The 24,549-nt window shown below is 57.0% G+C and carries 22 protein-coding genes; 21 read left to right on the forward strand and 1 reads right to left on the reverse strand.

Going from position 1 to position 24,549, the window contains the following annotated elements:
* The first annotated feature begins 1 nt into the window (after position 1).
* The 17 genes from nuoE to ABLV30_RS23180 all read left to right on the forward strand — a co-directional run bounded on the left by nuoE (position 2) and on the right by ABLV30_RS23180 (position 19,151).
* Entirely contained in the window at positions 2-502 is a 501-nt protein-coding gene (nuoE, locus tag ABLV30_RS23100) for an NADH-quinone oxidoreductase subunit NuoE (protein ID WP_004104075.1), read from the forward strand.
* On the forward strand, positions 499-1,836 hold the full coding sequence (gene nuoF / locus ABLV30_RS23105) for an NADH-quinone oxidoreductase subunit NuoF (RefSeq protein ID WP_004852841.1): 1,338 nt from the start codon (positions 499-501) through the stop codon (positions 1,834-1,836). The genes nuoE and nuoF overlap by 4 nt, the downstream gene beginning before the upstream one ends.
* Positions 1,837-1,868: 32 nt before the next feature.
* Positions 1,869-4,595 carry an NADH-quinone oxidoreductase subunit NuoG gene (gene nuoG / locus ABLV30_RS23110; protein WP_025106677.1) on the forward strand — a complete coding sequence of 909 codons (2,727 nt, stop codon included), beginning with the start codon at positions 1,869-1,871 and terminating at the stop codon, positions 4,593-4,595.
* Entirely contained in the window at positions 4,592-5,569 is a 978-nt protein-coding gene (gene nuoH / locus ABLV30_RS23115; RefSeq protein ID WP_004104068.1) for an NADH-quinone oxidoreductase subunit NuoH, read from the forward strand. Before nuoG ends, nuoH begins: the two co-directional genes overlap by 4 nt.
* 14 nt (positions 5,570-5,583) lie before the next feature.
* Entirely contained in the window at positions 5,584-6,126 is a 543-nt protein-coding gene (gene nuoI / locus ABLV30_RS23120) for an NADH-quinone oxidoreductase subunit NuoI (RefSeq protein WP_004104066.1), read from the forward strand.
* A gap of 10 nt (positions 6,127-6,136) precedes the next feature.
* Entirely contained in the window at positions 6,137-6,691 is a 555-nt protein-coding gene (nuoJ, locus tag ABLV30_RS23125; protein ID WP_348865680.1) for an NADH-quinone oxidoreductase subunit J, read from the forward strand.
* Complete coding sequence (gene nuoK, locus ABLV30_RS23130) at positions 6,688-6,990, forward strand: NADH-quinone oxidoreductase subunit NuoK (RefSeq protein ID WP_004104062.1); 303 nt, start codon at positions 6,688-6,690, stop codon at positions 6,988-6,990. Before nuoJ ends, nuoK begins: the two co-directional genes overlap by 4 nt.
* A complete protein-coding gene (gene nuoL / locus ABLV30_RS23135; protein WP_014230251.1) occupies positions 6,987-8,828 on the forward strand; it encodes an NADH-quinone oxidoreductase subunit L in 1,842 nt (613 codons plus the stop codon). Before nuoK ends, nuoL begins: the two co-directional genes overlap by 4 nt.
* A gap of 163 nt (positions 8,829-8,991) precedes the next feature.
* Entirely contained in the window at positions 8,992-10,521 is a 1,530-nt protein-coding gene (gene nuoM, locus ABLV30_RS23140) for an NADH-quinone oxidoreductase subunit M (RefSeq protein WP_004104059.1), read from the forward strand.
* A gap of 6 nt (positions 10,522-10,527) precedes the next feature.
* A complete protein-coding gene (gene nuoN / locus ABLV30_RS23145; RefSeq protein ID WP_348865681.1) occupies positions 10,528-11,985 on the forward strand; it encodes an NADH-quinone oxidoreductase subunit NuoN in 1,458 nt (485 codons plus the stop codon).
* A 201-nt stretch (positions 11,986-12,186) separates the two neighbouring features.
* Positions 12,187-12,738, forward strand: a complete 552-nt coding sequence (locus tag ABLV30_RS23150; RefSeq protein ID WP_025106679.1) for a tyrosine-type DNA invertase — start codon at positions 12,187-12,189, stop codon at positions 12,736-12,738.
* A 425-nt stretch (positions 12,739-13,163) separates the two neighbouring features.
* Positions 13,164-13,700, forward strand: a complete 537-nt coding sequence (locus ABLV30_RS23155; protein WP_014230249.1) for a fimbrial protein — start codon at positions 13,164-13,166, stop codon at positions 13,698-13,700.
* A gap of 62 nt (positions 13,701-13,762) precedes the next feature.
* The gene (locus tag ABLV30_RS23160; RefSeq protein WP_064357792.1) at positions 13,763-14,425 is read left to right on the forward strand and encodes a molecular chaperone; all 663 of its coding nucleotides are present in this window, start codon (positions 13,763-13,765) and stop codon (positions 14,423-14,425) included.
* Positions 14,426-14,455: 30 nt separating this feature from the next.
* Positions 14,456-17,005, forward strand: coding sequence for a fimbria/pilus outer membrane usher protein (locus ABLV30_RS23165; RefSeq protein WP_224266003.1), 2,550 nt, complete (start codon positions 14,456-14,458; stop codon positions 17,003-17,005).
* 19 nt (positions 17,006-17,024) lie between these two features.
* Complete coding sequence (locus ABLV30_RS23170; RefSeq protein ID WP_032750734.1) at positions 17,025-18,065, forward strand: fimbrial protein; 1,041 nt, start codon at positions 17,025-17,027, stop codon at positions 18,063-18,065.
* 12 nt (positions 18,066-18,077) lie between these two features.
* Complete coding sequence (locus ABLV30_RS23175; RefSeq protein ID WP_025106683.1) at positions 18,078-18,587, forward strand: fimbrial protein; 510 nt, start codon at positions 18,078-18,080, stop codon at positions 18,585-18,587.
* A 33-nt stretch (positions 18,588-18,620) separates the two neighbouring features.
* The gene (locus tag ABLV30_RS23180) at positions 18,621-19,151 is read left to right on the forward strand and encodes a tyrosine-type recombinase/integrase (protein WP_025106684.1); all 531 of its coding nucleotides are present in this window, start codon (positions 18,621-18,623) and stop codon (positions 19,149-19,151) included.
* Positions 19,152-19,197: 46 nt separating this feature from the next.
* Here ABLV30_RS23180 and rnz read toward each other — a convergent pair whose 3' ends face one another.
* A complete protein-coding gene (gene rnz, locus ABLV30_RS23185; RefSeq protein WP_014230243.1) occupies positions 19,198-20,118 on the reverse strand; it encodes a ribonuclease Z in 921 nt (306 codons plus the stop codon).
* Between the two features lie 59 nt (positions 20,119-20,177).
* Between rnz and ABLV30_RS23190 the strand changes: the two genes are divergently transcribed.
* The 4 genes from ABLV30_RS23190 (at position 20,178) to menH (ending at position 24,535) form a co-directional block, all read left to right on the forward strand.
* Positions 20,178-20,639 carry a GNAT family N-acetyltransferase gene (locus ABLV30_RS23190; RefSeq protein WP_004852808.1) on the forward strand — a complete coding sequence of 154 codons (462 nt, stop codon included), beginning with the start codon at positions 20,178-20,180 and terminating at the stop codon, positions 20,637-20,639.
* A 97-nt stretch (positions 20,640-20,736) separates the two neighbouring features.
* Positions 20,737-22,032 carry an isochorismate synthase MenF gene (gene menF / locus ABLV30_RS23195; RefSeq protein ID WP_265801537.1) on the forward strand — a complete coding sequence of 432 codons (1,296 nt, stop codon included), beginning with the start codon at positions 20,737-20,739 and terminating at the stop codon, positions 22,030-22,032.
* A gap of 77 nt (positions 22,033-22,109) precedes the next feature.
* Positions 22,110-23,780: a 2-succinyl-5-enolpyruvyl-6-hydroxy-3-cyclohexene-1-carboxylic-acid synthase gene (menD, locus tag ABLV30_RS23200; RefSeq protein WP_265801539.1), complete on the forward strand. Its 1,671-nt coding sequence runs from the start codon at positions 22,110-22,112 to the stop codon at positions 23,778-23,780.
* Complete coding sequence (gene menH, locus ABLV30_RS23205) at positions 23,777-24,535, forward strand: 2-succinyl-6-hydroxy-2,4-cyclohexadiene-1-carboxylate synthase (protein WP_348865682.1); 759 nt, start codon at positions 23,777-23,779, stop codon at positions 24,533-24,535. The genes menD and menH overlap by 4 nt, the downstream gene beginning before the upstream one ends.
* Positions 24,536-24,549: the final 14 nt, after the last annotated feature.

A 24,549-nucleotide genomic window follows, 5' to 3' on the forward strand; every position in this document is an offset into this window, starting at 1 on the left:
TATGCACGAGAATCAACAACCACAAACCGAGGCTTTTGAGCTGAGTGCGGCAGAGCGTGAGGCGATTGAGCACGAGAAGCACCACTACGAAGACCCGCGTGCGGCGTCCATTGAAGCGCTGAAGATCGTTCAGAAGCAGCGCGGCTGGGTGCCGGACGGCGCAATCTACGCTATCGCCGATGTGCTGGGGATCCCGGCCAGCGACGTAGAAGGCGTTGCGACCTTCTACAGCCAGATTTTCCGCCAGCCGGTGGGCCGTCACGTGATTCGCTACTGCGACAGCGTGGTGTGCCACATCACCGGGTTCCAGGGCATTCAGTCGGCGATTGAGAAGAAGCTGGATATCAAACCGGGTCAAACCACCTTTGATGGCCGCTTCACCCTGCTGCCGACCTGCTGCCTGGGCAACTGCGACAAGGGGCCGACCATGATGATTGATGAGGACACTCACAGTTATCTGACGCCGGAAGCGATTCCTGACCTCCTGGAGCGGTATAAATGAAAACCATTATTCGTACTGCCGAAACCCATCCGTTAACCTGGCGTCTGCGCGACGACAAACAGCCGGTATGGCTGGATGAATACCAGAGTAAAAACGGCTACGCCGGGGCGCGTAAAGCGCTCTCCGGCATGGCGCCGGATGAAATCGTCACTGCGGTAAAAGACGCTGGCCTGAAAGGGCGCGGCGGCGCGGGCTTTTCCACCGGTCTGAAGTGGAGCCTGATGCCGAAAGACGAGTCCATGAACATCCGTTACCTGCTGTGTAACGCTGATGAAATGGAGCCGGGCACCTATAAAGACCGCCTGCTGATGGAACAGCTGCCGCACCTGCTGGTGGAAGGCATGCTGATCTCCGCGTTCGCGCTGAAAGCCTGGCGCGGCTATATCTTCCTGCGCGGCGAATATATCGAAGCGGCGCAGCATCTGCGCCGGGCCATTGCCGAAGCGACCGAAGCGGGCCTGTTGGGTAAAAATATCCTTGGTACCGGTTTTGACTTCGAACTGTTTGTGCACACCGGGGCAGGGCGCTATATCTGCGGCGAAGAAACCGCACTGATTAACTCCCTCGAAGGCCGCCGCGCCAACCCACGTTCGAAGCCGCCGTTTCCGGCCAGCTCCGGCGTCTGGGGCAAACCGACCTGCGTAAACAACGTTGAAACCCTGTGCAACGTCCCGGCGATTCTGGCCAACGGCGTCGAGTGGTATCAGAACATTTCGACCAGTAAAGACGCCGGCACCAAGCTGATGGGTTTCTCCGGCCGCGTGAAGAATCCGGGCGTCTGGGAGCTGCCGTTCGGCACCACCGCGCGCGAGATCCTCGAAGAGTACGCGGGCGGCATGCGCGATGGCCTGAAGTTCAAAGCCTGGCAGCCGGGCGGCGCGGGCACCGACTTCCTGACCGAAGCGCATCTCGACCTGCCGATGGAGTTCGAAAGCATTGGTAAAGCGGGCAGCCGTCTGGGCACCGCGCTGGCGATGGCGGTTGACCATGAGATCGGCATGGTGCCGCTGGTACGCAATCTGGAAGAGTTCTTTGCCCGTGAGTCCTGCGGCTGGTGTACGCCTTGCCGTGACGGTCTGCCGTGGAGCGTGAAAATTCTGCGCGCTCTCGAGCGCGGCGAAGGCCAGCCGGGGGATATCGAGACGCTTGAGCAACTGTGTCGATTCCTCGGTCCGGGTAAAACCTTCTGCGCGCACGCGCCGGGTGCGGTTGAGCCGCTACAGAGCGCGATTAAATATTTCCGCGAAGAATTCGAAGCTGGCATTAAACAGCAGTTCAGCAATACCCATGCAATCAACGGGATTCAGCCGAACCTGCTTAAGACGCGCTGGTAATCTAAAGGTTTTTTTATTTTGGAAGCACGCTAATGGCTACGATTCATGTAGACGGCAAAGAGTACGAGGTCAACGGAGCGGACAACCTGTTAGAAGCTTGTCTCTCTCTGGGTCTTGATATTCCTTACTTTTGCTGGCATCCGGCGCTGGGAAGCGTTGGTGCTTGCCGCCAGTGTGCGGTGAAGCAATATCAGAACGCGGAAGACACGCGTGGCCGCCTGGTGATGTCCTGTATGACACCGGCATCCGACGGCACTTTTATTTCCATCGACGACGCAGAAGCGAAGCAGTTCCGTGAAAGCGTAGTTGAGTGGCTGATGACCAACCACCCGCACGACTGTCCGGTGTGCGAAGAGGGCGGCAACTGCCACTTACAGGATATGACCGTAATGACCGGTCATAGCTTCCGTCGCTACCGCTTTACCAAGCGTACCCACCGCAACCAGGATCTGGGGCCGTTCATCTCTCACGAAATGAACCGCTGCATCGCCTGCTACCGCTGCGTTCGCTACTACAAAGACTATGCCGACGGTACCGACCTGGGCGTCTACGGCGCTCACGACAATGTCTACTTTGGCCGTCCGGAAGACGGTACGCTGGAAAGCGAGTTCTCCGGTAACCTGGTGGAAGTCTGTCCGACCGGCGTCTTTACCGATAAAACGCACTCCGAGCGCTATAACCGTAAGTGGGACATGCAGTTTGCGCCAAGCATCTGCCAGCAGTGTTCCATCGGCTGTAACATCAGCCCCGGCGAGCGCTACGGCGAACTGCGTCGTATCGAAAACCGTTATAACGGTACCGTTAACCGCTACTTCCTCTGCGACCGCGGTCGTTTCGGCTATGGCTATGTCAATCTGAAAGATCGTCCGCGTCAGCCGGTTCAGCGCCGCGGCGACGATCTGATCACCCTCAACGCCGAACAGGCGATGCAGGGGGCGGCAGATATCCTGCGCCAGTCGAAGAAGGTGATTGGTATCGGCTCCCCGCGCGCCAGCATTGAAAGCAACTTTGCGCTGCGCGAGCTGGTCGGCGCCGAAAACTTCTATACCGGCATCGCGAAGGGCGAACAGGCGCGCCTGCAGATGATGCTGAAAGTGCTGCGCGAAGGCGGTATTCATACCCCGGCGCTGCGCGAGATCGAATCCTACGATGCGGTGCTGATCCTCGGTGAGGACATCACCCAGACCGGCGCGCGTATCGCGCTGGCGGTGCGTCAGGCGGTGAAAGGCAAAGCGCGTGAAATGGCGGCGGCGCAGAAAGTCGCCGACTGGCAGATCGCCGCGATCCTTAACATCGGCCAGCGCGCGAAGCATCCGCTGTTCGTGACCAATATCGACGACACGCGTCTTGATGATATCGCCGCATGGACCTACCGCGCGCCGGTGGAAGATCAGGCGCGTCTTGGCTTCGCCATCGCCCACGCGCTGGACGATAGCGCGCCGGCGGTCGAAGGGCTGAGCAGCGAGCTGAAAGGCAAAATCGACGTGATCGTTCAGGCGTTAGCCGGAGCGAAAAAACCGCTGATTGTTTCCGGAACCAACGCCGGCAGCATCGAGGTGATTCAGGCCGCCGCCAACGTGGCGAAAGCCCTGAAGGGCCGCGGCGCTGACGTTGGCGTGACCATGGTCGCCCGGGCAGTGAACAGCGTAGGCCTCGGGATGATCGGCGGCGGCTCGCTTGAAGAGGCGCTGAGCGAACTGGAGACCGGTAACGCCGATGCGGTTATCGTGCTGGAAAACGACCTGCACCGCCACGCTTCAGCCGCCCGCGTTGACGCGGCGCTGGCGAAAGCGCCGCTGGTCATGGTGGTTGACCATCAGCGTACCGCGATTATGGAAAAAGCGCATCTGGTGCTCTCCGCGGCAAGCTTCGCGGAAAGCGACGGTACCGTGGTCAACAACGAAGGTCGCGCCCAGCGCTTCTTCCAGGTTTACGACCCGGCCTACTACGACGCGAAAACCGTGATGCTGGAAAGCTGGCGCTGGCTGCACTCATTGCACAGCACCGTTAACAATCGCCAGGTTGACTGGACGCAGCTGGACCACGTGATTGACGCCGCCATTGCCGCGCTACCGCAGCTGGCCGGTATCAAAGACGCCGCGCCGGATGCGACCTTCCGCATTCGCGGTCAGAAGCTGGCCCGTGAACCGCACCGCTATAGCGGTCGTACGGCGATGCGCGCCAACATCAGCGTGCATGAACCCCGTCAGCCGCAGGATAAAGACACCATGTTTGCCTTCTCCATGGAAGGGAACAACCAGCCGTCCGCGCCGCGCTCGCAAATTCCCTTTGCCTGGGCTCCGGGCTGGAACTCCCCGCAGGCGTGGAACAAGTTCCAGGATGAAGTGGGCGGTAAACTGCGCCACGGCGATCCGGGCGTGCGTCTGATTGAAGCCTCCGCCAGCGGTCTTGAGTACTTTACCGCGGTACCGGCAAGCTTCCAGGCTGAAGAAGGGAAATGGCGTATCGCGCCTTACTACCATCTGTTCGGCAGCGACGAACTGTCGCAGCGTGCTCCGGTATTCCAGAGCCGCATGCCGCAGCCGTACGTTAAGCTGAACCCGGCAGATGCCGCGAAGCTTGGCGTGAACGAAGGGGCGATGGTTTCCTTCAGCGTTGATGGCCAGGCGCTTAGCCTGCCGCTGGTAATCTCGGCGGGGCTGACGGCAGGGCAGGTTGGCTTACCGATGGGCATGCCAGGGATTGCGCCGGTGCTGACCGGAGCGCGTATTGATACTCTGCAGGAGGCGAAAGCATGAGTTGGTTAACTCCCGATCTCATCGACATTCTGTTAGGCATCCTTAAAGCGGTGGTGATTCTGCTGGTGGTGGTGACCTGCGGCGCGTTTATGAGCTTTGGCGAACGTCGTCTGCTGGGCCTGTTCCAGAACCGTTACGGGCCTAACCGCGTGGGCTGGGGCGGTTCGCTGCAGCTCGTCGCCGACATGATCAAAATGTTCTTTAAAGAGGACTGGGTTCCGCGCTTCTCGGATCGCGTGATCTTTACTCTGGCGCCGGTGATTGCCTTTACTTCGCTGCTGCTGGCCTTCGCCATTGTGCCGGTCAGCCCGACGTGGGTGGTGGCCGATCTGAACATCGGGATCCTGTTCTTCCTGATGATGGCAGGTCTGGCGGTCTATGCGGTGCTGTTCGCCGGCTGGTCGAGCAACAACAAATACTCGCTGCTTGGCGCGATGCGTGCTTCTGCCCAGACCCTGAGCTACGAAGTGTTCCTCGGGCTTTCCCTGATGGGCGTGGTGGCGCAGGCCGGTTCATTCAACATGACCGATATCGTCAACAACCAGGCGCATCTGTGGAACGTCATCCCTCAGTTCTTTGGCTTCGTGACCTTTGCGATTGCGGGCGTAGCGGTATGTCACCGTCACCCGTTTGACCAACCGGAAGCGGAACAGGAGCTGGCTGACGGTTATCACATCGAATACTCCGGCATGAAGTTCGGTCTGTTCTTCGTCGGTGAATATATCGGGATTGTTACCGTATCGGCGCTGATTGTGACGCTGTTCTTCGGCGGCTGGAATGGCCCATGGTTACCTCCTTTCATCTGGTTCGCGCTGAAAACCGCGTTCTTTATGATGATGTTCATTTTGATCCGCGCATCATTACCGCGTCCGCGCTATGACCAGGTAATGTCCTTTGGCTGGAAGGTATGCCTGCCGTTAACGCTGATCAACTTGTTGGTAACGGCGGCTGTCATTCTCTGGCAGGCGCAATAAGGGGTGAATTGACCATGACCTTAAAAGAATTATTGGTAGGGTTTGGCACCCAGGTCCGCAGTATCTGCATGATCGGGATGCACGCCTTTGCCAAACGTGAAACTCGGATGTACCCGGAAGAGCCGGTATATCTGCCGCCGCGCTACCGTGGCCGCATCGTGCTGACGCGCGATCCGGACGGCGAAGAGCGCTGCGTTGCCTGTAACCTGTGTGCGGTAGCCTGTCCGGTAGGCTGTATCTCTCTGCAAAAAGCGGAGACCAAAGACGGCCGCTGGTACCCGGAGTTTTTCCGCATCAACTTCTCGCGCTGCATTTTCTGCGGCCTGTGCGAAGAAGCGTGCCCGACCACGGCGATTCAGTTGACCCCGGACTTTGAGCTGGGCGAATACAAACGTCAGGATCTGGTGTACGAAAAAGAGGATCTGCTGATTTCCGGTCCGGGTAAATACCCGGAATATAACTTCTACCGGATGGCGGGTATGGCAATCGACGGCAAAGATAAAGGCGAAGCAGAGAACGAAGCTAAGCCTATCGACGTCAAGAGCCTGTTACCGTAAGGAGAGGGCAATGGAATTCGCTTTTTATATCTGTGGCCTGATAGCCATCCTCGCAACCCTGCGGGTGATCACCCACACCAATCCGGTGCACGCGCTGCTGTACCTGATCATTTCGCTGTTGGCAATCGCCGGGGTGTTCTTCTCCTTAGGGGCTTATTTCGCCGGTGCGCTGGAAATTATCGTCTACGCCGGGGCCATCATGGTGCTGTTCGTGTTCGTGGTGATGATGCTCAACCTGGGCGGCAGCGAAATTGAGCAGGAGCGCCAGTGGCTGAAACCTGGGATCTGGATCGGTCCGGCCATTCTCGCAGCGGTACTGCTGGTGGTTATCGTTTACGCCATCCTTGATATTAACGATCAGGGTATCGACGGCGCGGCGATTAACGCCAAAGAGGTCGGTATTGCGCTGTTTGGTCCGTACGTTCTGGCGGTGGAGCTGGCCTCCATGCTGCTGCTCGCGGGCCTGGTTGTTGCCTTCCATATCGGCCGTGAAGAGCGCGTCGGGGAAGTGCTGAGCAACCGTCCGAACGACAGCGATAAAAGAAAAACGGAGGAACACGCATGATCCCCTTAACACATGGACTGATCCTCGCCTCTGTCCTGTTTGTCCTCGGCCTGACGGGGCTGGTCATCCGCCGCAATCTGCTGTTTATGCTGATTAGCCTGGAGATCATGATCAATGCCGCGGCGCTGGCTTTCGTGGTTGCAGGGAGCTACTGGGGCCAGACCGATGGCCAGATAATGTATATCCTCGCCATCACCCTCGCCGCCGCGGAAGCGAGTATCGGCCTGGCGCTGCTGCTGCAGCTCCATCGTCGTCGCCAAAACCTGAACATCGATTCAGTAAGTGAGTTGCGCGGATGAACATGCTTGCCTTAACCATTCTTTTGCCATTGATTGGCTTTGTTTTGCTGGCCTTCTCTCGCGGCCGCTGGTCGGAAAACTTATCCGCCACCGTGGGGGTAGGCTCGGTAGGCCTGGCGGCGCTGGTCACGGCGTTTGTCGGCGTTGACTTCTTCGCCAACGGCAAACAGGCGGTCAGCGTGCCGCTGTGGACCTGGATGTCGGTGGGCGACTTCAACGTCGGCTTCAACCTGGTGCTGGACGGTCTCTCTCTGACCATGCTGTCCGTGGTGACCGGCGTCGGCTTCCTGATCCATATGTTCGCCTCCTGGTACATGCGCGGCGAAGAGGGCTACTCTCGCTTCTTCGCCTATACCAACCTGTTTATCGCCAGCATGGTGGTTCTGGTGCTCGCTGATAACCTGCTGCTGATGTATCTTGGCTGGGAAGGCGTGGGCCTGTGCTCCTATCTGCTGATCGGCTTCTACTACACCGATCCGAAGAACGGCGCGGCGGCGATGAAAGCCTTTGTGGTGACCCGCGTCGGCGACGTGTTCCTGGCGTTCGCGCTGTTCATTCTCTACAACGAGCTGGGCACCCTGAACTTCCGCGAAATGGTCGAACTGGCGCCTGCGCACTTCGAGGCCGGTAATAACATGCTGTGGTGGGCAACCCTGATGCTGCTGGGCGGCGCGGTGGGTAAATCTGCGCAGCTGCCGTTGCAGACCTGGCTTGCGGACGCGATGGCCGGCCCAACCCCGGTCTCCGCGCTGATCCACGCCGCCACCATGGTGACCGCTGGCGTCTACCTGATTGCGCGTACCCATGGCCTGTTCCTGATGACCCCGGAAATTCTGCATCTGGTGGGTATCGTCGGAGCGGTAACGCTGGTGCTGGCAGGCTTCGCCGCGCTGGTGCAGACCGATATCAAACGCGTGCTCGCGTATTCCACTATGAGCCAGATTGGCTACATGTTCCTCGCGCTCGGCGTGCAGGCGTGGGATGCGGCGATTTTCCATCTGATGACCCATGCGTTCTTTAAAGCGCTGCTGTTCCTGTCGTCCGGTTCGGTGATTCTGGCCTGCCACCACGAACAGAATATCTTCAAGATGGGCGGCCTGCGTAAGTCTATTCCGCTGGTATACGTCTGCTTCCTGGTGGGGGGCGCGGCGCTGTCCGCGCTGCCGCTGGTGACGGCGGGCTTCTTCAGTAAGGATGAGATTCTGGCGGGCGCGATGGCGAACGGTCATCTGAATCTGATGGTTGCCGGCCTGGTCGGGGCGTTTATGACTTCCCTGTACACCTTCCGTATGATTTTCATCGTGTTCCACGGCAAAGAACAAATTCACGCTCACGCAGGGAAGGGGATTACCCATCATCTGCCGCTGATTGTGCTGCTGGTGCTCTCGACCTTCGTTGGCGCGCTGATTGTGCCGCCGCTGGAAGGCGTACTGCCGCAGACCACCGAGCTTGATCACGGACGCGTCATGACGCTGGAAATTGCCTCCGGGGTGATTGCTATCGCCGGTATTCTGATTGCCGCCTGGCTGTGGCTGGGTAAACGCACGCTGGTGACGTCGATTGCCAACAGCGCGCCGGGTCGTCTGCTCGGTACCTGGTGGTACAACGCCTGGGGCTTTGACTGGCTGTATGACAAAGTGTTCGTTAAGCCGTTCCTCGGCGTGGCGTGGTTGCTGAAGAGCGACCCGCTGAATGCCCTGATGAACATTCCGGCGATCCTTTCCCGCTTCGCAGGCAAAGGCCTGGTGGTGAGCGAGAACGGCTATCTGCGCTGGTATGTGGCTTCTATGGGCATCGGCGCTGTCGTGGTGCTGGCACTGCTGATGGTATTGCGCTGAGTTTGAGGATTGTGGGCGTTGTCGGTTAACCCGACTTACAAGCAGTAGGCCCGGCAAGCATAGCGCTGCCGGGCAATAACACCCGCAATCCGAAGTGAATTTTCTGTGAGAATTCGTTGAAAATCGGTCCTGAACGGGACTTTAACAAGGAATAAAGATCGCCATGTTATTACCCTGGCTAATATTAATTCCCTTCATCGGCGGCTTCCTGTGCTGGCAGACTGAACGCTTTGGCGTGAAGATGCCGCGCTGGATCGCGCTGATCACTATGGGATTGACGTTTCTGCTTGGCCTGCAGTTGTGGATGCAGGGCGGCTATTCTCTCACGCAATCTACCGGTATTCCGCAGTGGCAGTCGGAATTCGTGATGCCGTGGATCCCGCGATTCGGGATTAGCATTCATCTGGCTATCGACGGTCTGTCGCTGCTGATGGTGGTGCTGACCGGGCTGCTGGGCGTGCTGGCGGTGCTCTGTTCATGGCGCGAAATCGAGAAATATCAGGGGTTTTTCCATCTTAACCTGATGTGGATCCTGGGCGGCGTGATCGGCGTATTCCTGGCTATCGACCTGTTCCTGTTCTTCTTCTTCTGGGAAATGATGCTGGTGCCGATGTACTTCCTGATCGCGCTGTGGGGCCATAAGGCTTCCGACGGTAAAACGCGTATCACGGCGGCAACCAAGTTCTTCATTTATACCCAGGCGAGCGGTCTGGTGATGCTGATATCCATCCTGGCGCTGGCGTTTGTTCACTTCAACGCTACCGGCGTATGGACCTTCAACTATGAAGAGCTGCTGAAGACGCCGATGTCCCACGGCGTGGAATACCTGCTGATGCTGGGCTTCTTTATCGCTTTCGCGGTAAAAATGCCGGTGGTTCCGCTGCACGGCTGGCTGCCGGATGCGCACTCTCAGGCGCCGACCGCGGGTTCCGTTGACCTCGCGGGGATCCTGTTGAAAACCGCGGCCTACGGCCTGCTGCGCTTTGCGCTGCCGCTGTTCCCGAACGCTTCCGCCGAATTTGCCCCCATCGCGATGTGGCTGGGCGTCATCGGTATCTTCTACGGCGCGTGGATGGCCTTCAGCCAGTACGATATCAAGCGTCTGATTGCTTACACCTCCGTTTCCCACATGGGCTTCGTGCTGATTGCTATCTACACCGGCAGCCAGCTGGCTTATCAGGGCGCGGTGATTCAGATGATTGCTCACGGTCTGTCCGCTGCCGGCCTGTTTATTCTTTGCGGTCAGCTTTACGAGCGTCTGCATACGCGCGATATGCGTCAGATGGGCGGTCTGTGGAGCAAGATCAAGTGGCTGCCTGCGCTGTCGATGTTCTTTGCGGTCGCGACCCTCGGGATGCCGGGTACCGGTAACTTCGTCGGCGAATTTATGATTCTGTTCGGCAGCTATAAAACCGTGCCGGTGATTACCGTTATTTCGACCTTTGGTCTGGTGTTCGCTTCCGTGTACTCGCTGTCGATGCTGCATCGCGCGTACTTTGGTAAAGCAAAAAGCGAAATCGCCGCGAAAGCGCTGCCGGGAATGTCCCTGCGTGAACTGTCGATCATCCTGCTGCTGGTCGTTCTGCTGGTGCTGCTGGGCTTCTTCCCGCAGCCGATTCTGGACACCTCGCACTCTGCGATGAGCAACATTCAGCAGTGGTTTGTTAATTCTGTTTCTACTACAAGGCCGTAATTCGCCATGACAATAACTCCACAACAACTGATCGCACTGCTACCGCTGCTGATCGTCGGCTTGACGGTGGTGGTTGTGATGCTCTCCATTGCGTGGCGACGCAATCATTTCCTCAATGCCACGCTGTCGGTTCTCGGCCTGAACGCCGCGCTGATATCACTCTGGTTCGTGGGTCAGAACGGAGCGATGGACGTCACGCCGCTGATTCGCGTTGACGGATACACGATGCTCTATACCGGGCTGGTGCTGCTGGCGAGCCTCGCCACCTGTACTTTCGCCTACCCGTGGCTTGAGGGTTACAAGGACAACAAAGAAGAGTTCTATCTTCTGGTGCTGATCGCCGCGCTGGGCGGTATTCTGCTGGCGGGCGCTAACCATCTGGCGGCGCTGTTCCTCGGCATTGAGCTGATTTCGCTGCCGCTGTTCGGCCTGGTGGGCTACGCCTTCCGCCAGAAACGTTCGCTGGAAGCCAGTATCAAATATACGATTCTGTCCGCCGTTGCCTCTTCGTTTCTGCTGTTCGGTATGGCGCTGGTGTATGCCAACTCCGGTAACCTCTCCTTCCTGGCGCTCGGTAAGAGCCTGACGGATGGCATGCTGCACGAGCCGCTGCTGCTGGCTGGTCTCGGTCTGATGATTGTCGGTCTCGGCTTTAAGCTGTCGCTGGTGCCGTTCCATCTGTGGACGCCGGACGTATACCAGGGCGCGCCTGCTCCGGTTTCCACCTTCCTGGCGACCGCCAGTAAAATCGCCATCTTTGGCGTGGTCATGCGCCTGTTCCTCTATATGCCGGTGGGCGACAGCGAGGCGGTACGCGTGGTGCTGGGCCTGATCGCCTTTGCTTCGATTATCTTCGGGAACCTGATGGCCCTGAGCCAGACCAATATTAAACGTCTGCTCGGCTACTCTTCCATTTCTCATCTTGGCTATCTGCTGGTGGCGCTGATTGCTCTGCAGAGCGGTGAGATGTCGATGGAAGCGGTGGGCGTTTATCTGGCAGGGTACCTGTTCAGCAGCCTCGGCGCGTTTGGCGTGGTGAGCCTGATGTCCAGCCCGTACCGCGGCCCGGATGCCGATTCGCTCTACTCCTACCGCGGCCTGTTCTGGCATCGTCCGATTCTGTCGGCGGTAATGACGGTGATGATGCTGTCTCTTGCCGGTATTCCGATGACGCTGGGCTTTATCGGTAAGTTCTACGTGCTGGCGGTGGGTGTGCATGCGCACCTGTGGTGGCTGGTCGGCGCGGTAGTGGTGGGTTCAGCGATTGGCCTCTACTACTACCTGCGCGTGGCGGTAAGCCTCTATCTGAGCGCGCCGGAGAAACTGAATCGCGATGCGCCGTCTAACTGGCAGTACAGCGCCGGAGGCATCGTGGTGCTCATCTCCGCGCTGCTGGTGCTGGTGCTGGGCGTTTGGCCGCAGCCGCTCATCAGCATCGTACAATTGGCTACGCCGCTGATGTAATGCTATCTTTAGCCAGAGAAAAGGATCGCTTCGGCGGTCCTTTTTTTATCTACGCAAAAGCGCCAGGCGCTTTCTTTACTCTTTTTCGTATTATTCATGCTTTTTATCATATTAATCTCACTTTACGTTTCCACTCATCCTCTTATTTTCCGTACTATTATTACTACGCACGCTATTGTGTTTTGTAGATGGAGAAAGTGAATGAAAACAAGACGTAAGCATTTGACTGTCGGGGAGGTTCAGCGTTTGGTTGAAGCGGCCAGGCGGGGAGCAAACCCGGAGCGCGATGTCTGTTTACTGTGGATGTGTTTTAATCATGGTTGTCGAGTGAGCGAAATTCGTCACTGGAAGCTCTCTGATATCGATATTCAAAGCGGGGTCATTTATATTCGTCGACTGAAGAACGGCTTTTCAACCACTCATCCTATTTATAAACAAGAGGTAAAGGTACTCAACGAATGGCTGCGCGTGCGTGATAATTATCCCGGAAATAATTCTGGCTGGCTCTTTCTGTCACGAAATGGCCAGCCTTTATCCCGGCAGAGAATATACCAGATGATGAAGAACCTGAGCCTCGTCGCCCAGCTGGAAATCAACGCGCATCCGCATATGCTGCGCCACGCATGCGGTTTCGCGCTGGCTAATAAGGGGGTGGATACGCGATTAATTCAGGACTTTCTTGGACACCGGAATATTCAGCACACGGTTATCTATACAGCCAGTAACGATGCGAGGTTTAGAGAAGTTTGGTAAACGGAATAGTCATTTTGTATCAAACTGACTCCTATGCTATCCACAGGTAGTAACAATGTCAATTTATGATTAACAATATTTTTTACTATTATTTTCATGTAGTTATATTAAGTATAGGTGTCATTTATTTTTTAATTGTTTTAATTGGCTTTATGTATGGTTTGTTCCGCCTCTCATTCTTTAGCTTTTTATCGTGTTTATTGGGATTTTTCCTGATAAATATGAAATCAAAAACGCCTTCCCTGGCAATTTATATTCTAATTAATTGAAGTGGTCATATTGATACATAATGACCACTTCAAAATATTATATCCATTTCATGGGTCAATGTTTTGTTGCGTTATTAATATCAAACGTAAATAAAAGGATGCGCAGGGTATTGCGCTTATAAGTTAATGCATCGACTGCATTGAAAAGGATAAATCATGAAAAAAACATTACTTGCTGCTGTTGTCGCCGGTTGCGCGGCGTTCTCTGGTGCTGCGCTGGCGGATGACGGTCAGGTGAAGTTTATCGGCGATATTATCGATGCGGGCTGCGACGTGGTGAACGACCTGTCCAACCCGCTGGAAGTTCAGATGGGGCAGATTGCCAAGACCGCGTTTAGCGGTACGGGGTCTACTGCGGCTGAACAGAATTTCGCGATTAAACTGGAAAACTGCCCGACTACCGTCACCAAAGCATCGGTACTGTTCTCCGGCGCTAACGTCAACGGTGATAATGATAAACTGCAGCTGACCGGAGCGGGTACCGATCCTGCCGTTGCCGAAGGCGTGGCCCTGCAGCTGGTTGACGCCAGCAGCAACGCGACGCTGCCGCTCTATACGCGTTCTGCCAGCCTGACCATCCCCGCTACCGGCAATATCGATCTGCCGTTCCGCGTCCGTTATATCCAGACTGAAAGCACTATCGTTGCGGGTAAAGCTGACGGTACAGCCAACTTTACCATCAGCTATAACTAATTTTCCGTCTATATGACAGTGTTAGCGAGCCCTATGTGGCTCGCTTTTCCAGGGAGCTGGAGATGCAAAAATACCTGAAAGTGCTAATAGCTGGATGGCTGTTGGTCGGCGCTGCGGCGCATGCGGGCGTGGTGACCGGCGGTACTCGTCTGATTTATCCCGGCGGTAAAAAAGAGTCCTCACTGAGCGTAACTAATAATGATGCTACGCCTTATCTCATTCAAAGCTGGGTTGAAAGTAATAAGGGCGCAGCCCCATTTCTGTTAACGCCGCCGTTATTTCGCCTTGAGGGCGAGCAGCAAACCCGACTGCGGGTAATTTACAGCGGCGGCTTACCGGAAAATAAAGAAAGTATGTTCTGGATGAACATCAAAGCGATTCCCTCCTCGCAGGCTAAAGCCGGCGCCAATACCCTACAGATCGCTATCAAAACGCGCATCAAATTAATTTATCGACCTAAATCCGTTGAGGGAACGCCGGAGATGGTGACGGAGCAGCTTCGCTGGACGCGCAGCGGCAATACGCTACAGGTCATGAATCCCACCGCCTTTTATATGAATTTTGCCGAGGTCAAAGTGGCGGGCGCCGAAGTTAAAGAGGCCAATTGGGTGGGGCCAGGGGAAACGGCGCGCTTTCAACTGCCGGGCGTTAGCGCGGGCGCTTTGCAGTGGAAACTGATTAACGATTATGGCGGTACCGGCGCGCTGCACCACGCGAATTTGTAAAGGCTTTCAGGCCAGGGAGTTCCAGGGAAAATGAAAAATAATCATAATAAATGGCGGCTTAACCGGATAGCCGGCGCTCTGGCCGTTGCGCTGCTACCGCTGTGTGAAGATGTCCTGGCGCGGGAGGTTTTTAACCCGGCCCTGCTGGAAATGGACGGCCCGCATACGGGCGTCAGGGATTTATCCGCTTACGAGCAGGCTGGCGGACAGCTGCCGGGGACCTATCGGGTAGATATTTATCTTAATAACGTTTTTATGGACACCCGCGATGTGGTTTTTCAGCAGAGCAAAGGGCCGGGAATAACGGAATTACAGCCTTGCCTGACGGTAGACGATTTGGCCGAATGGGGCGTGCGCGTCTCCCAATTTCCAGAGCTGGGCCGCAGATCGCCCGGCTGCGCGGATATCAGCGTGATACCGCAGGCAAAATCCGATTTTCGCTTCAGCCTGCAGCGCCTGCTATTGAGCTTCCCGCAGGCGGCGGTGACCAGCGCCGCCCGCGGCTGGGTGGATCCGAAACAGTGGGATGAGGGGGTGCCGGCGATCCTGCTGAATTACTCCTTTAGCGGGGCAAATAACTGGTCACGTCAGAACGATACGCCGGACAGCGATAATCAATACGTTAACCTGCGCCCCGGTATCAACGTCGGGCCGTGGCGTTTACGTAACTACACGACCTGGTCGCGCAGCAGCAGCGGGGGAGAGTCCAGCAATAGTTGGGACACGGTTTATACCTATGCGCAGCGCAACATCAAATCGCTACAGGGGGTGATGACGCTGGGCGATAGCAGCACGGATGCCGACGTTTTTGAGGGTGTTCCCTTTCGCGGGGCGATGCTGGCTTCCGATGACGATATGCTGCCGGAAAGCCTGCGCGGCTACGCGCCCGTCGTTCGCGGGATTGCGCGCACTAATGCTCAGGTCATTATTCGCCAGAACGGCTATGAGATTTACCAGACCTACGTCGCGCCTGGCGCTTTTGAAATCACCGATATGTACCCGACCGGCGGCTCGGGTGATTTAGCCGTCACCATCAAAGAGGCGGACGGCAGCGAGCAGAACCTGATCGTACCTTACGCTTCGCTCCCTGTCCTGCAGCGCGAAGGGCGGCTGAAATATAGCATGACCTCCGGCGTGTATCGCGCCTACGACAACAGCATTGACGAAACGCCCCTCACGCAGGCGACGGCAATCTACGGCTTGCCCTGGGGGTTAACCCTGTACGGCGGCGGCCAGTTTAGCAGTAAGTACCAGTCGGTGGCACTGGGAATGGGGAAAAACCTCGGTGAACTGGGCGCCGTATCGACCGATATCATCCAGGCCTGGTCGACCCGACAGGATAAAGATAAAGAGAGCGGGCAGTCGGTACGTCTGCGTTACAGCAAAGACCTCCCGGGCCTGGGGACTAACGTAAGCCTGGCGGGATATCGCTATGCGACCAGCGGTTACTGGGATATGCAGGAAGTGCTGGATACCTATCGGGATGACAACTACACGCCTTCTATTGAACGGCGGCGCAACCGCGGGGAGGTGACGATCAGCCAGAGCCTTGGCGAAGAAATGGGGTCGCTGTCGCTGAGCTATATTCGCGAAGATTACTGGAATACCGGCCGCACTATGGAGTCAGTGGGCGTCGGATACAACAATAGCTGGCGCGGCATCAGCTATAGCATGAACTACAGCTATAACCGCAATACGACCGACCAGAACACCGGTAAGCGTAATGACGAAGACCACCTTTTTGCCCTGAGCATCAGCGTACCTTTGGGGGAATGGCTACCGAAGCCGGTTTATGCCAACTACTCCCTGAACAGCAGCAAAAATGGCTCCACCAGCAACAATCTGGGCCTCTCCGGCACCTTGCTGGAGCGTAATAACCTGAGCTGGAGCGTGCAGGAAGGCTACACCAGCCAGGGAAGAGGGGAGAGCGGCAGCGTCAATGCGGACTGGCGCGCAACCTATGCTGAACTTACCGGCGGCTACAGCCATGATAAATACAGCCATCGGCTGAACTACGCTCTGCGCGGCGGAGCGCTGGTACATGAAAACGGCCTGACGCTGGGGCAGCCTTTCGGCGAAACCGTCGCTCTCATCAAGGCGCCCGGCGCCGCCGGCGTCGGCGTGAATAGCCAGACAGGGGTCAGAACCGACTGGAGAGGGTATACCGTCGTGCCTTACGCCTCGCCGTATCGTAAGAATATCCTGACGCTCGATACCACAACGATGCCGGACGATGTCGACCTCGAGTTGGCGACGCAGACGGTCGTGCCTACCCGTGGGGCGGTGGTTCGCGCAAATTATGCCACCAGCGTGGGTAACCGGGTACTGATGACGGTACGCCTGGAGAACGGGCAACCCCTGCCTTTCGGGGCCATGGTCAGCGTCCCCGGGGCGGCATCCTCTGAGCAGGCGTTTATCGTTGGCGATGGCGGACAGGTCTACCTGACCGGACTGGAATCTAACGGCGTACTCAACGTGAAGTGGGGCTCCGGGACGCAAGACCGCTGCCAGATCCACTATGCGCTGCCGTCAGCAAAAGAACTTACCGGCATTATTGTGGCCCAGGCGCAATGCCGATAATCGAAAGGATGCAGAGACAATGAAACGATTTTCATGGGGAATATTAGCGGGCCTGACGGCGCTGGCGATCGCGCCGCAGGCGATGGCGGCAACCGGGTGGTGTCAGAATACCGGTAATGGCGGGGCGCCTTTTCAGGACAGCTTTTCATTTATTGAAAGCTTTACTAATCCCTCACAAAATCAGGCCGGAATGGAGTTTTCCCGTTTGTACCACTGGAGTACCGGGGGAACCTACAAGGCAAAGTGTGACTGTGATAACGCCAGCGGGGTGACGTATTTTAAAGCCACGGTGCCAGGCCTTACCGCGACGCAAAGCCGCAATGGATTAAATTATTACCAGCTAAATAAATACCTGGAAATTGCCACCGAGTTATTTATTGCAGGGGGCGTGAATAAGTATATTCCTACGCCGATTGAGGATAAGAGTAATCAGAATAATCAAGGTTTTGCCTGTAATCCCGGCGGCTCCATTTTTGACACAGGGTCACTGGGATATATTTCGCTTTATTTTACCCGGCCTTTTGTTGGCCAGGTGACGATCCCTCCGACGGTTATCCTGAGTGTTTACGGGACGCGAAAAACGGGCAGCTACAGCGGTATCCCCCTGACGCAAATTTCAATGAGCGGGTCGGTAACGGTTCCGCAGTCCTGCGAGATTAATACCGGTAAAGCGATTAATATTGATTTTGAGGATATTGCCGCCAACCATTTTAAAACCGCGGGCCAGATGCCGAAGGACTTCTCTCCACATGTTGTTAATATGACGGTGGCCTGTACCAATATTTCCGCCGGGGTAAAAATCGCGCTGTCGTTCCAGGGAATGGCGGATACTAACGATAGCACTGCGCTGGCGACTACCAATCGCGATATTGCGGTGCGCATTGAAAATATTACCGGCGTCAAAATACCGGTCATTTCAGGTCTGCTGCCGGTCAATTTTAATTACCCGAGTCAGACCGGGGACACCACTATGAAAATTTATCCGATTAATACCACCGGGAATTTACCCAGCGGCGGAGGCTTTACCGCTACGGCAACCATTCAGGCAGAAATTGAATAGCAGGAGTAGATAATGAAAAAGACGCTATGGCTGGCATTATTGCTGCCTGTTTTTTCATCCTCGGGCGGGATCCCTTTGAATATTACCGGCAATATTTATTATCTCCCCTGTGACGTCAGTACCGACACGAAGTATCAAGAGGTTAATTTTGGCCCGCTCCTGAATATTGACTTTCAAACGGCCGGCAACGCTTCAGAGTGGAAATCCTTTTACCTGAATGTCGAAAACTGCCCGGCGGGGACAACAAAAGCAACGGTAAAATTTGACGGCGTTATCGACGTTGATGATGCCAGACATTTTGCCAATATGGCCGCCAGCGATGCGGCGCAGAATATCGCACTGCAAATCACCAGTAGCGATCACTCTACTCTTTATAAAAATCAGGACCAGATGAGTATTGCTATCGACGGCAGTACCGGGAAAGGCGTATTCCCGCTGGCTGCCCGTTTATATTCAACCCGGGGTGGAGCAACGGTGGGTAAATTTGAGTCTATTGTACAGCTGACATTTACCTATCAGTAATTTTATAGTCAAATGGATGAAAAGGAATAACGTATGCAGGTAGATACGGAATATCTTAGCGTCAAGGACGTTGAGCGTCTGGTACTTGCTGCACATTATTGTGCGCACCCGGAAAGAAATAGCTGCATGATCCAGATGTGTTTTTTGCACGGTTGTCGGATTAACGAAATTACCGCCTTGACCTTGCGGGATGTCGACCTGTCGCGAAAACGGGTTTATATTCGCCGGGCGCGTCACGGTATCTCTGGGTATCATCCCTTACAACCCAAAGAAATTATCTCATTACAGCGCTGGCTACTGGCCAGAGAGTGTTACCCGGCTCATAACGATTTGCTGTTTATCTCTTCCCGGGGCAATCAGATGACGCGCCAGCGTTTTTATCAAATTATTCGCGAGTGCTGCGAGCTGGCGAAGCTGAAGCAAAATATTCATCCCAGGATGCTGCGCCACGCGTGCGGCTATGAGCTGGGAAAAAAAGGAATTGATGACGACTCGATCCAGGATTACCTGGGCTATCGCAATTTAAAATCTATTCTGCGTTATAACAGCTACGCTGAAGAGTAATGGCTGGCGTATTCGCGGCGTCTCTCTGCCGCGGTACGCCGCTTTTTTATTCTACGCTATACGCCATGAAATCTTCCGCCAGCACGGTAGACGGAAATATCTCTCTGCACTCTGCCAGCAGACGCTGGCAGCCTTCAGCGTCATAGCGAGAGCTAAAGTGGGTGGCGATAAGCGTGCCGACGCCCGCGTCGCGCGCCAGCGCCGCCGTTTGCTGGCTGGTTGAATGCCCGCGGCTGTTCGCTTTTTCCGCCATCGCCTGTTCGAGCGTCACCTCGTGAACCATGACATCCACGCCGCAGGCCAGCTCCCGCGCCGCCTCGCAGGGGGCGGTATCGCCGAAAATAGCCAGCTTCTTACCCGGCGTTGCCGGGCCAAGGTAGCGGCTGCCGTCAATCCGCCTTCCATCTTCCAGCTCAACCGTTAATCCCTGTTTTAAGCGCTGAAATAACGGACCGGGAGGCACGCCTTCGGCGATAAGCTGCGCGGCGTCAAGGGTGCCCGGCTTATCATGCTGTTCGATACGATAGCCGTAGCATTCGACCGGGTGGTTGAGCGGCCAGGCGGTGACCCGGAAGCCGGCTTCATCGAGCACCAGTCCCGGCCCGACTTCGATAATCGTCAGCGGGTAATCGGTCCAGGAACCGCTGAGGCGCAGCGCGGTTTCCACGAACGCTTTAAGTCCTTTCGGTCCGTACAGCGTCAGCGGCAGAGAATTACCCTGCATCGAGCGGCTGCACAGCAGGCCGGGGAGACCGAAGAGATGATCGCCATGTAAATGCGTAATAAAAATCTTATTCAGCTTGCCGGGATGGTAAGGGGTGCGCAGAAACTGATGCTGAGTTCCCTCCCCGCAGTCGAACAGCCACATCTCAGCCATTGTTGGCTGTTGCAAATTCAGCACTATCGACGTCATATTACGCGTACGGGTAGGCACGCCAGCGGATGTCCCCAAAAAGAGTAATTCCATCGTCCAGTGTCCTCAGGGCGAGAGTCAAAAAACAAAGTATATCAATTAAGGAAGCGCAGATGATTACATGGCAGGATCTTCACCACGGTGAACTGACCGTCCCACAGCTCTACGCCGTGCTGAAATTACGCTGTGCGGTGTTCGTTGTCGAACAAACCTGCGCCTATCAGGACGTCGACGGCGACGATCTGGTGGGGGAGAATCGCCATCTTCTCGGCTGGCGCGGCGATGAGCTGGTAGCCTACGCGCGCATTCTCAAGAGCGATGATGAGTTTGAACCGGTGGTGATTGGCCGGGTGATTGTCAGCCAGGCGGTACGCGGCGAGAAGCTGGGCTATCAGCTGATGGAACAGGCGCTGGCCAGCTGCCGGCAACACTGGCCGCAAAAGGCTATCTATCTTGGCGCCCAGGCGCACCTGCAAAAATTCTACGCCAGCTTCGGTTTTGTGCCGGTGACCGAGGTTTACGACGAGGACGGCATCGACCATATCGGCATGGCGTTCGAAATCGCCACCCACTAACCGCCGCGCTAATTAAAAACCGCTCCCTCATCGTGGGTACTGCTATTCCTCAGTAGTACCCCGTATAATGTGGGGTTTTTACTCCGTGGAGGTTTGCGTGCTGTCTGTATCCACCGCGCTGGAAAGCCTGTATCGCTGCCTGGATGAAGCGTTCCCGCCCTTGCCCGGCACGCGAATTTTCGATGTCCCCTTCGCGCTGAATGACGCATTTGATCCCCTTCTGTGGTGCACGCATCAGCCGCAGTGGCCGCAGTTCTACTGGCAGCAGCGCAGCGGCGATGAAGAGCTGGCCGCGCTGGGGGCGGTGCAAATCTTTGCTTCCCTTGAGCAGGCGCACGCTTTTTTGCGCCAGCAGGGGCGTGAAGATTTGCGAATTTGCGGCCTTAACGCCTTTCATCCTCAGCAGGGTCTGTTGATCTTGCCGAGGCTGGAGTGGCGTCGGCTGGGCGGCAGCGCCACGCTACGCCTGGTGTTATATAGCGAGACCTCGCTCCGTGACGATGCCCGTGCGGCACGTGAATTTCTCGATTCGCTGGTGGCGAAACAGGCGCAGGCTACCGCGATGCCCTCTCTGCTGAGCGAACAGCATTTCCCGGCTTATCCGCAGTGGAGAGAGCTGATTGCGCAGGCGACGCAGGCGATAGCGGCGGGGGAGATGGATAAAGTGGTGCTGGCTCGCGCCACCGATTTGCACTTCGCCGCTCCGTTAAACGCCGGAGCGATTATGGCGGCCAGCCGCCGCAGCAACCTTAACTGCTTCCACTTCATGATGGTCTTTAACGCGCAAGAGGCCTTTATGGGCTCTACGCCGGAACGGCTGTGGCGGCGTCGCGGGGCGCTGCTGCGTACCGAAGCGCTGGCGGGAACCGTTGCCAGCCATGCGGACGATCGCCAGGCGCAGCGTTTGGGTAACTGGCTGATGGCCGACGATAAGAACCAGCGCGAAAATATGCTGGTGGTGGAGGATATCTGTCAGCGGATGCAAGGGGAGACCCGCGCGCTGGAAGTCCTGCCGCCGCAGATTGTCCGTTTGCGGAAAGTACAGCATCTCCGGCGCTGTATTTGGGCCGAGCTGGAGAAGCCTGACGATGCCCGCTGCCTTCATCAGCTCCAGCCCACGGCGGCGGTTGCTGGTTTACCGCGCCGGGTTGCGCTGGATTTTATCACCCGTAATGAGCTTTTTACCCGCGGCTGGTATGCAGGCTCCGCCGGCTATCTGTCGCTGGCGCAAAGCGAATTTTGCGTTTCTCTGCGTTCGGCGAAAATCGAACAGCGTACGCTCAGACTCTACGCCGGTGCGGGGATCGTCAGCGGTTCCGACCCGGAGCAGGAGTGGCAGGAAATTGAAAATAAAGCCGCGGGATTGCGTTCGTTACTGCTGTCAGAAGTATAGAGAAAACGATGCATATCAAAACGGCAACAGTTTGCTTTATCTATACTTAGCCTCAATATTTGATACTGGACAAATTCATGTCTGTAAGCGCATTTAACCGACGCTGGGCGGCGGTGATCCTTGAAGCATTGACGCGCCACGGCGTGCAGCATATCTGCATTGCGCCCGGATCGCGCTCGACACCTTTAACCCTGGCGGCGGCGGAAAACCGCGCATTTATTCACCATACCCACTTTGATGAACGCGGCCTCGGCCATCTGGCGTTAGGGCTGGCGAAAGCCAGCGGTCAGCCGGTGGCGGTGATTGTGACCTCCGGTACCGCGACGGCTAACCTCTATCCGGCGCTGATTGAAGCCGGGCTGACCGGTGAAAAACTCATTTTACTGACCGCCGACCGGCCGCCGGAGCTGATTGACTGCGGCGCGAATCAGGCGATTCGCCAGCCGGGCATGTTTGCTTCGCACCCGTCGCAGACGCTATCCCTGCCGCGTCCGTCGCAGGATATCTCCGCCCGCTGGCTGGTCTCGACCCTCGACCAGGCGCTCGGCGCGCTACACTGCGGCGGCGTTCATATTAACTGTCCGTTTGCCGAACCGCTGTATGGCGATATGGACGACACCGGCGCCGAGTGGCAGCAGCAGCTCGGTGATTGGTGGCAGAGCGACAAGCCCTGGCTGCGTCACTCTCTGCATCTGGAAAGTGAAAAGCAGCGCGACTGGTTTTTCTGGCGGCAGAAACGCGGCGTGGTGGTCGCCGGACGGATGAGCGCGGAAGAGGGCGTCAAGGTGGCCGAGTGGGCGAAAACCCTCGGCTGGCCGCTGATTGGCGATGTGCTCTCGCAAACCGGGCAGCCGCTCCCCTGCGCCGACCTGTGGCTGGGCAACGGCAAGGCGGTCAGTGAACTGGCGCAGGCGCAAATCGTTGTTCAACTGGGCAGCAGCCTGACCAGCAAACGCGTTTTGCAGTGGCAGGCCACCTGCGAACCCGAAGAGTACTGGCTGGTGGATAATTTGCCGGGGCGACTGGATCCCGCCCAGCATCGCGGTCGCCGGCTGGTGTGCGCCATCGACCGCTGGCTTGAACAGCATCCGGCGGAAAAACGACAGCCGTGGCCCACCGTCATTCCCGAGCTTTCGCGCCAGGCATGGCAGGCGGCGGTCGCCAGCAGCGAGGATTTCGGCGAAGCCCAGCTGGCGCAGCGAATCCGGCGCTATCTGCCGGAACAGGGCCAGCTGTTTGTCGGCAACAGCCTGGTGGTGCGCTTAATTGACGCGCTGTCGCAGCTACCGGCAGGTTACCCGGTCTACAGCAATCGCGGGGCCAGCGGAATAGACGGCCTGCTGGCGACGGCGGCCGGGGTGCAGCGCGCCAGCGCGCGTCCGACGCTGGCTATCGTCGGCGATCTTTCGGCGCTTTACGATCTCAACTCGCTGGCCCTGCTGCGTCAGGCCTCCGCGCCGCTGGTGCTGATTGTCGTCAACAATAACGGCGGGCAGATTTTTTCTCTGCTGCCCACGCCGCAGGAGCAGCGCAGCCAGTTCTATCTGATGCCGCAGAATATCCATTTCGCGCACGCGGCGGCGATGTTCAATCTGACTTACCATCGCCCTGCGGACTGGAATGAGCTGGAGCAGGTGCTGGACGTTGCCTGGCGAGGACCCGGCGCGACGTTGATTGAGCTGGCGGTTAATGAAACCGACGGTACGCAAACGCTTCAGCAGCTGCTGGCGCAGGTGAGTCAGCTATGACGCTGCACGCGGTGGCTGAAAGCGGCCTGCCGGGCTATCCCTGGCTGGTCTTTTTGCACGGTTTTGCCGGGGATTGTCATGAGTGGCGCACGGTGGGGCAGGCGTTTGGCGCGTATCCGCGTCTCTATATTGACCTGCCGGGCCACGGCGGATCGGCGCATATTACCGTCAACCATTTTGCCGATGTCAGCGAGTTGATTAAGAATACGCTTAATAGTTACAACATACTTAATTACTGGCTGGTGGGATACTCCCTCGGCGGACGGGTGGCGATGTTCTATGTCAGCCAGCCGCGCGAAGGGCTCTGCGGGCTTGTCGTCGAGGGGGGGCATCCGGGCCTGGGGGATGATAACCAGCGTAGGCTGCGCCGGCACAGCGATGCCGCCTGGGTTGAACGCTTTCGCCGCGAGCCGCTGACCCAGGTCTTTGCCGACTGGTATCAGCAGCCGGTCTTCGCTTCCCTGGACGCAGCGCAGCGGGCGTCGCTGGTTGCGCTACGCAGCCGCAATAACGGCGGAGCGTTGGCGGCGATGCTGCAGGCCAGCTCGCTGGCGGAACAACTCGATCTGCGCGCGTCGTTACGGGCGCGCGATTTCCCTTTTCATTACCTTTGCGGCGAACGCGACGGCAAGTTTCGCGCCATCGCGGGTGAACTCTCCGCCACCGCGCACGTGATTAATCATGCCGGACACAACGCGCATCGGGAAAACCCTGACGCTGTCGTGGCTTGTCTGGCGCAGTTTTTAGCGAGTTAACCGAAGGACACTTT

It is taken from the genome of Klebsiella sp. CN_Kp113, assembly GCF_040064585.1.
Classification (GTDB): Bacteria; Pseudomonadota; Gammaproteobacteria; order Enterobacterales; family Enterobacteriaceae; genus Klebsiella; species Klebsiella michiganensis.

What these genes read in the sequence shown, in the direction of transcription:
- nuoE (WP_004104075.1), top strand. Translation starts at nt 2, where the DNA reads ATGCACGAGAATCAACAACCACAAACCGAGGCTTTTGAGCTGAGTGCG.
- nuoF (WP_004852841.1), top strand. Translation starts at nt 499, where the DNA reads ATGAAAACCATTATTCGTACTGCCGAAACCCATCCGTTAACCTGGCGT.
- nuoG (WP_025106677.1), top strand. Translation starts at nt 1,869, where the DNA reads ATGGCTACGATTCATGTAGACGGCAAAGAGTACGAGGTCAACGGAGCG.
- nuoH (WP_004104068.1), top strand. Translation starts at nt 4,592, where the DNA reads ATGAGTTGGTTAACTCCCGATCTCATCGACATTCTGTTAGGCATCCTT.
- nuoI (WP_004104066.1), top strand. Translation starts at nt 5,584, where the DNA reads ATGACCTTAAAAGAATTATTGGTAGGGTTTGGCACCCAGGTCCGCAGT.
- nuoJ (WP_348865680.1), top strand. Translation starts at nt 6,137, where the DNA reads ATGGAATTCGCTTTTTATATCTGTGGCCTGATAGCCATCCTCGCAACC.
- nuoK (WP_004104062.1), top strand. Translation starts at nt 6,688, where the DNA reads ATGATCCCCTTAACACATGGACTGATCCTCGCCTCTGTCCTGTTTGTC.
- nuoL (WP_014230251.1), top strand. Translation starts at nt 6,987, where the DNA reads ATGAACATGCTTGCCTTAACCATTCTTTTGCCATTGATTGGCTTTGTT.
- nuoM (WP_004104059.1), top strand. Translation starts at nt 8,992, where the DNA reads ATGTTATTACCCTGGCTAATATTAATTCCCTTCATCGGCGGCTTCCTG.
- nuoN (WP_348865681.1), top strand. Translation starts at nt 10,528, where the DNA reads ATGACAATAACTCCACAACAACTGATCGCACTGCTACCGCTGCTGATC.
- ABLV30_RS23150 (WP_025106679.1), top strand. Translation starts at nt 12,187, where the DNA reads ATGAAAACAAGACGTAAGCATTTGACTGTCGGGGAGGTTCAGCGTTTG.
- ABLV30_RS23155 (WP_014230249.1), top strand. Translation starts at nt 13,164, where the DNA reads ATGAAAAAAACATTACTTGCTGCTGTTGTCGCCGGTTGCGCGGCGTTC.
- ABLV30_RS23160 (WP_064357792.1), top strand. Translation starts at nt 13,763, where the DNA reads ATGCAAAAATACCTGAAAGTGCTAATAGCTGGATGGCTGTTGGTCGGC.
- ABLV30_RS23165 (WP_224266003.1), top strand. Translation starts at nt 14,456, where the DNA reads ATGAAAAATAATCATAATAAATGGCGGCTTAACCGGATAGCCGGCGCT.
- ABLV30_RS23170 (WP_032750734.1), top strand. Translation starts at nt 17,025, where the DNA reads ATGAAACGATTTTCATGGGGAATATTAGCGGGCCTGACGGCGCTGGCG.
- ABLV30_RS23175 (WP_025106683.1), top strand. Translation starts at nt 18,078, where the DNA reads ATGAAAAAGACGCTATGGCTGGCATTATTGCTGCCTGTTTTTTCATCC.
- ABLV30_RS23180 (WP_025106684.1), top strand. Translation starts at nt 18,621, where the DNA reads ATGCAGGTAGATACGGAATATCTTAGCGTCAAGGACGTTGAGCGTCTG.
- rnz (WP_014230243.1), bottom strand. Translation starts at nt 20,118, where the DNA reads ATGGAATTACTCTTTTTGGGGACATCCGCTGGCGTGCCTACCCGTACG.
- ABLV30_RS23190 (WP_004852808.1), top strand. Translation starts at nt 20,178, where the DNA reads ATGATTACATGGCAGGATCTTCACCACGGTGAACTGACCGTCCCACAG.
- menD (WP_265801539.1), top strand. Translation starts at nt 22,110, where the DNA reads ATGTCTGTAAGCGCATTTAACCGACGCTGGGCGGCGGTGATCCTTGAA.
- menH (WP_348865682.1), top strand. Translation starts at nt 23,777, where the DNA reads ATGACGCTGCACGCGGTGGCTGAAAGCGGCCTGCCGGGCTATCCCTGG.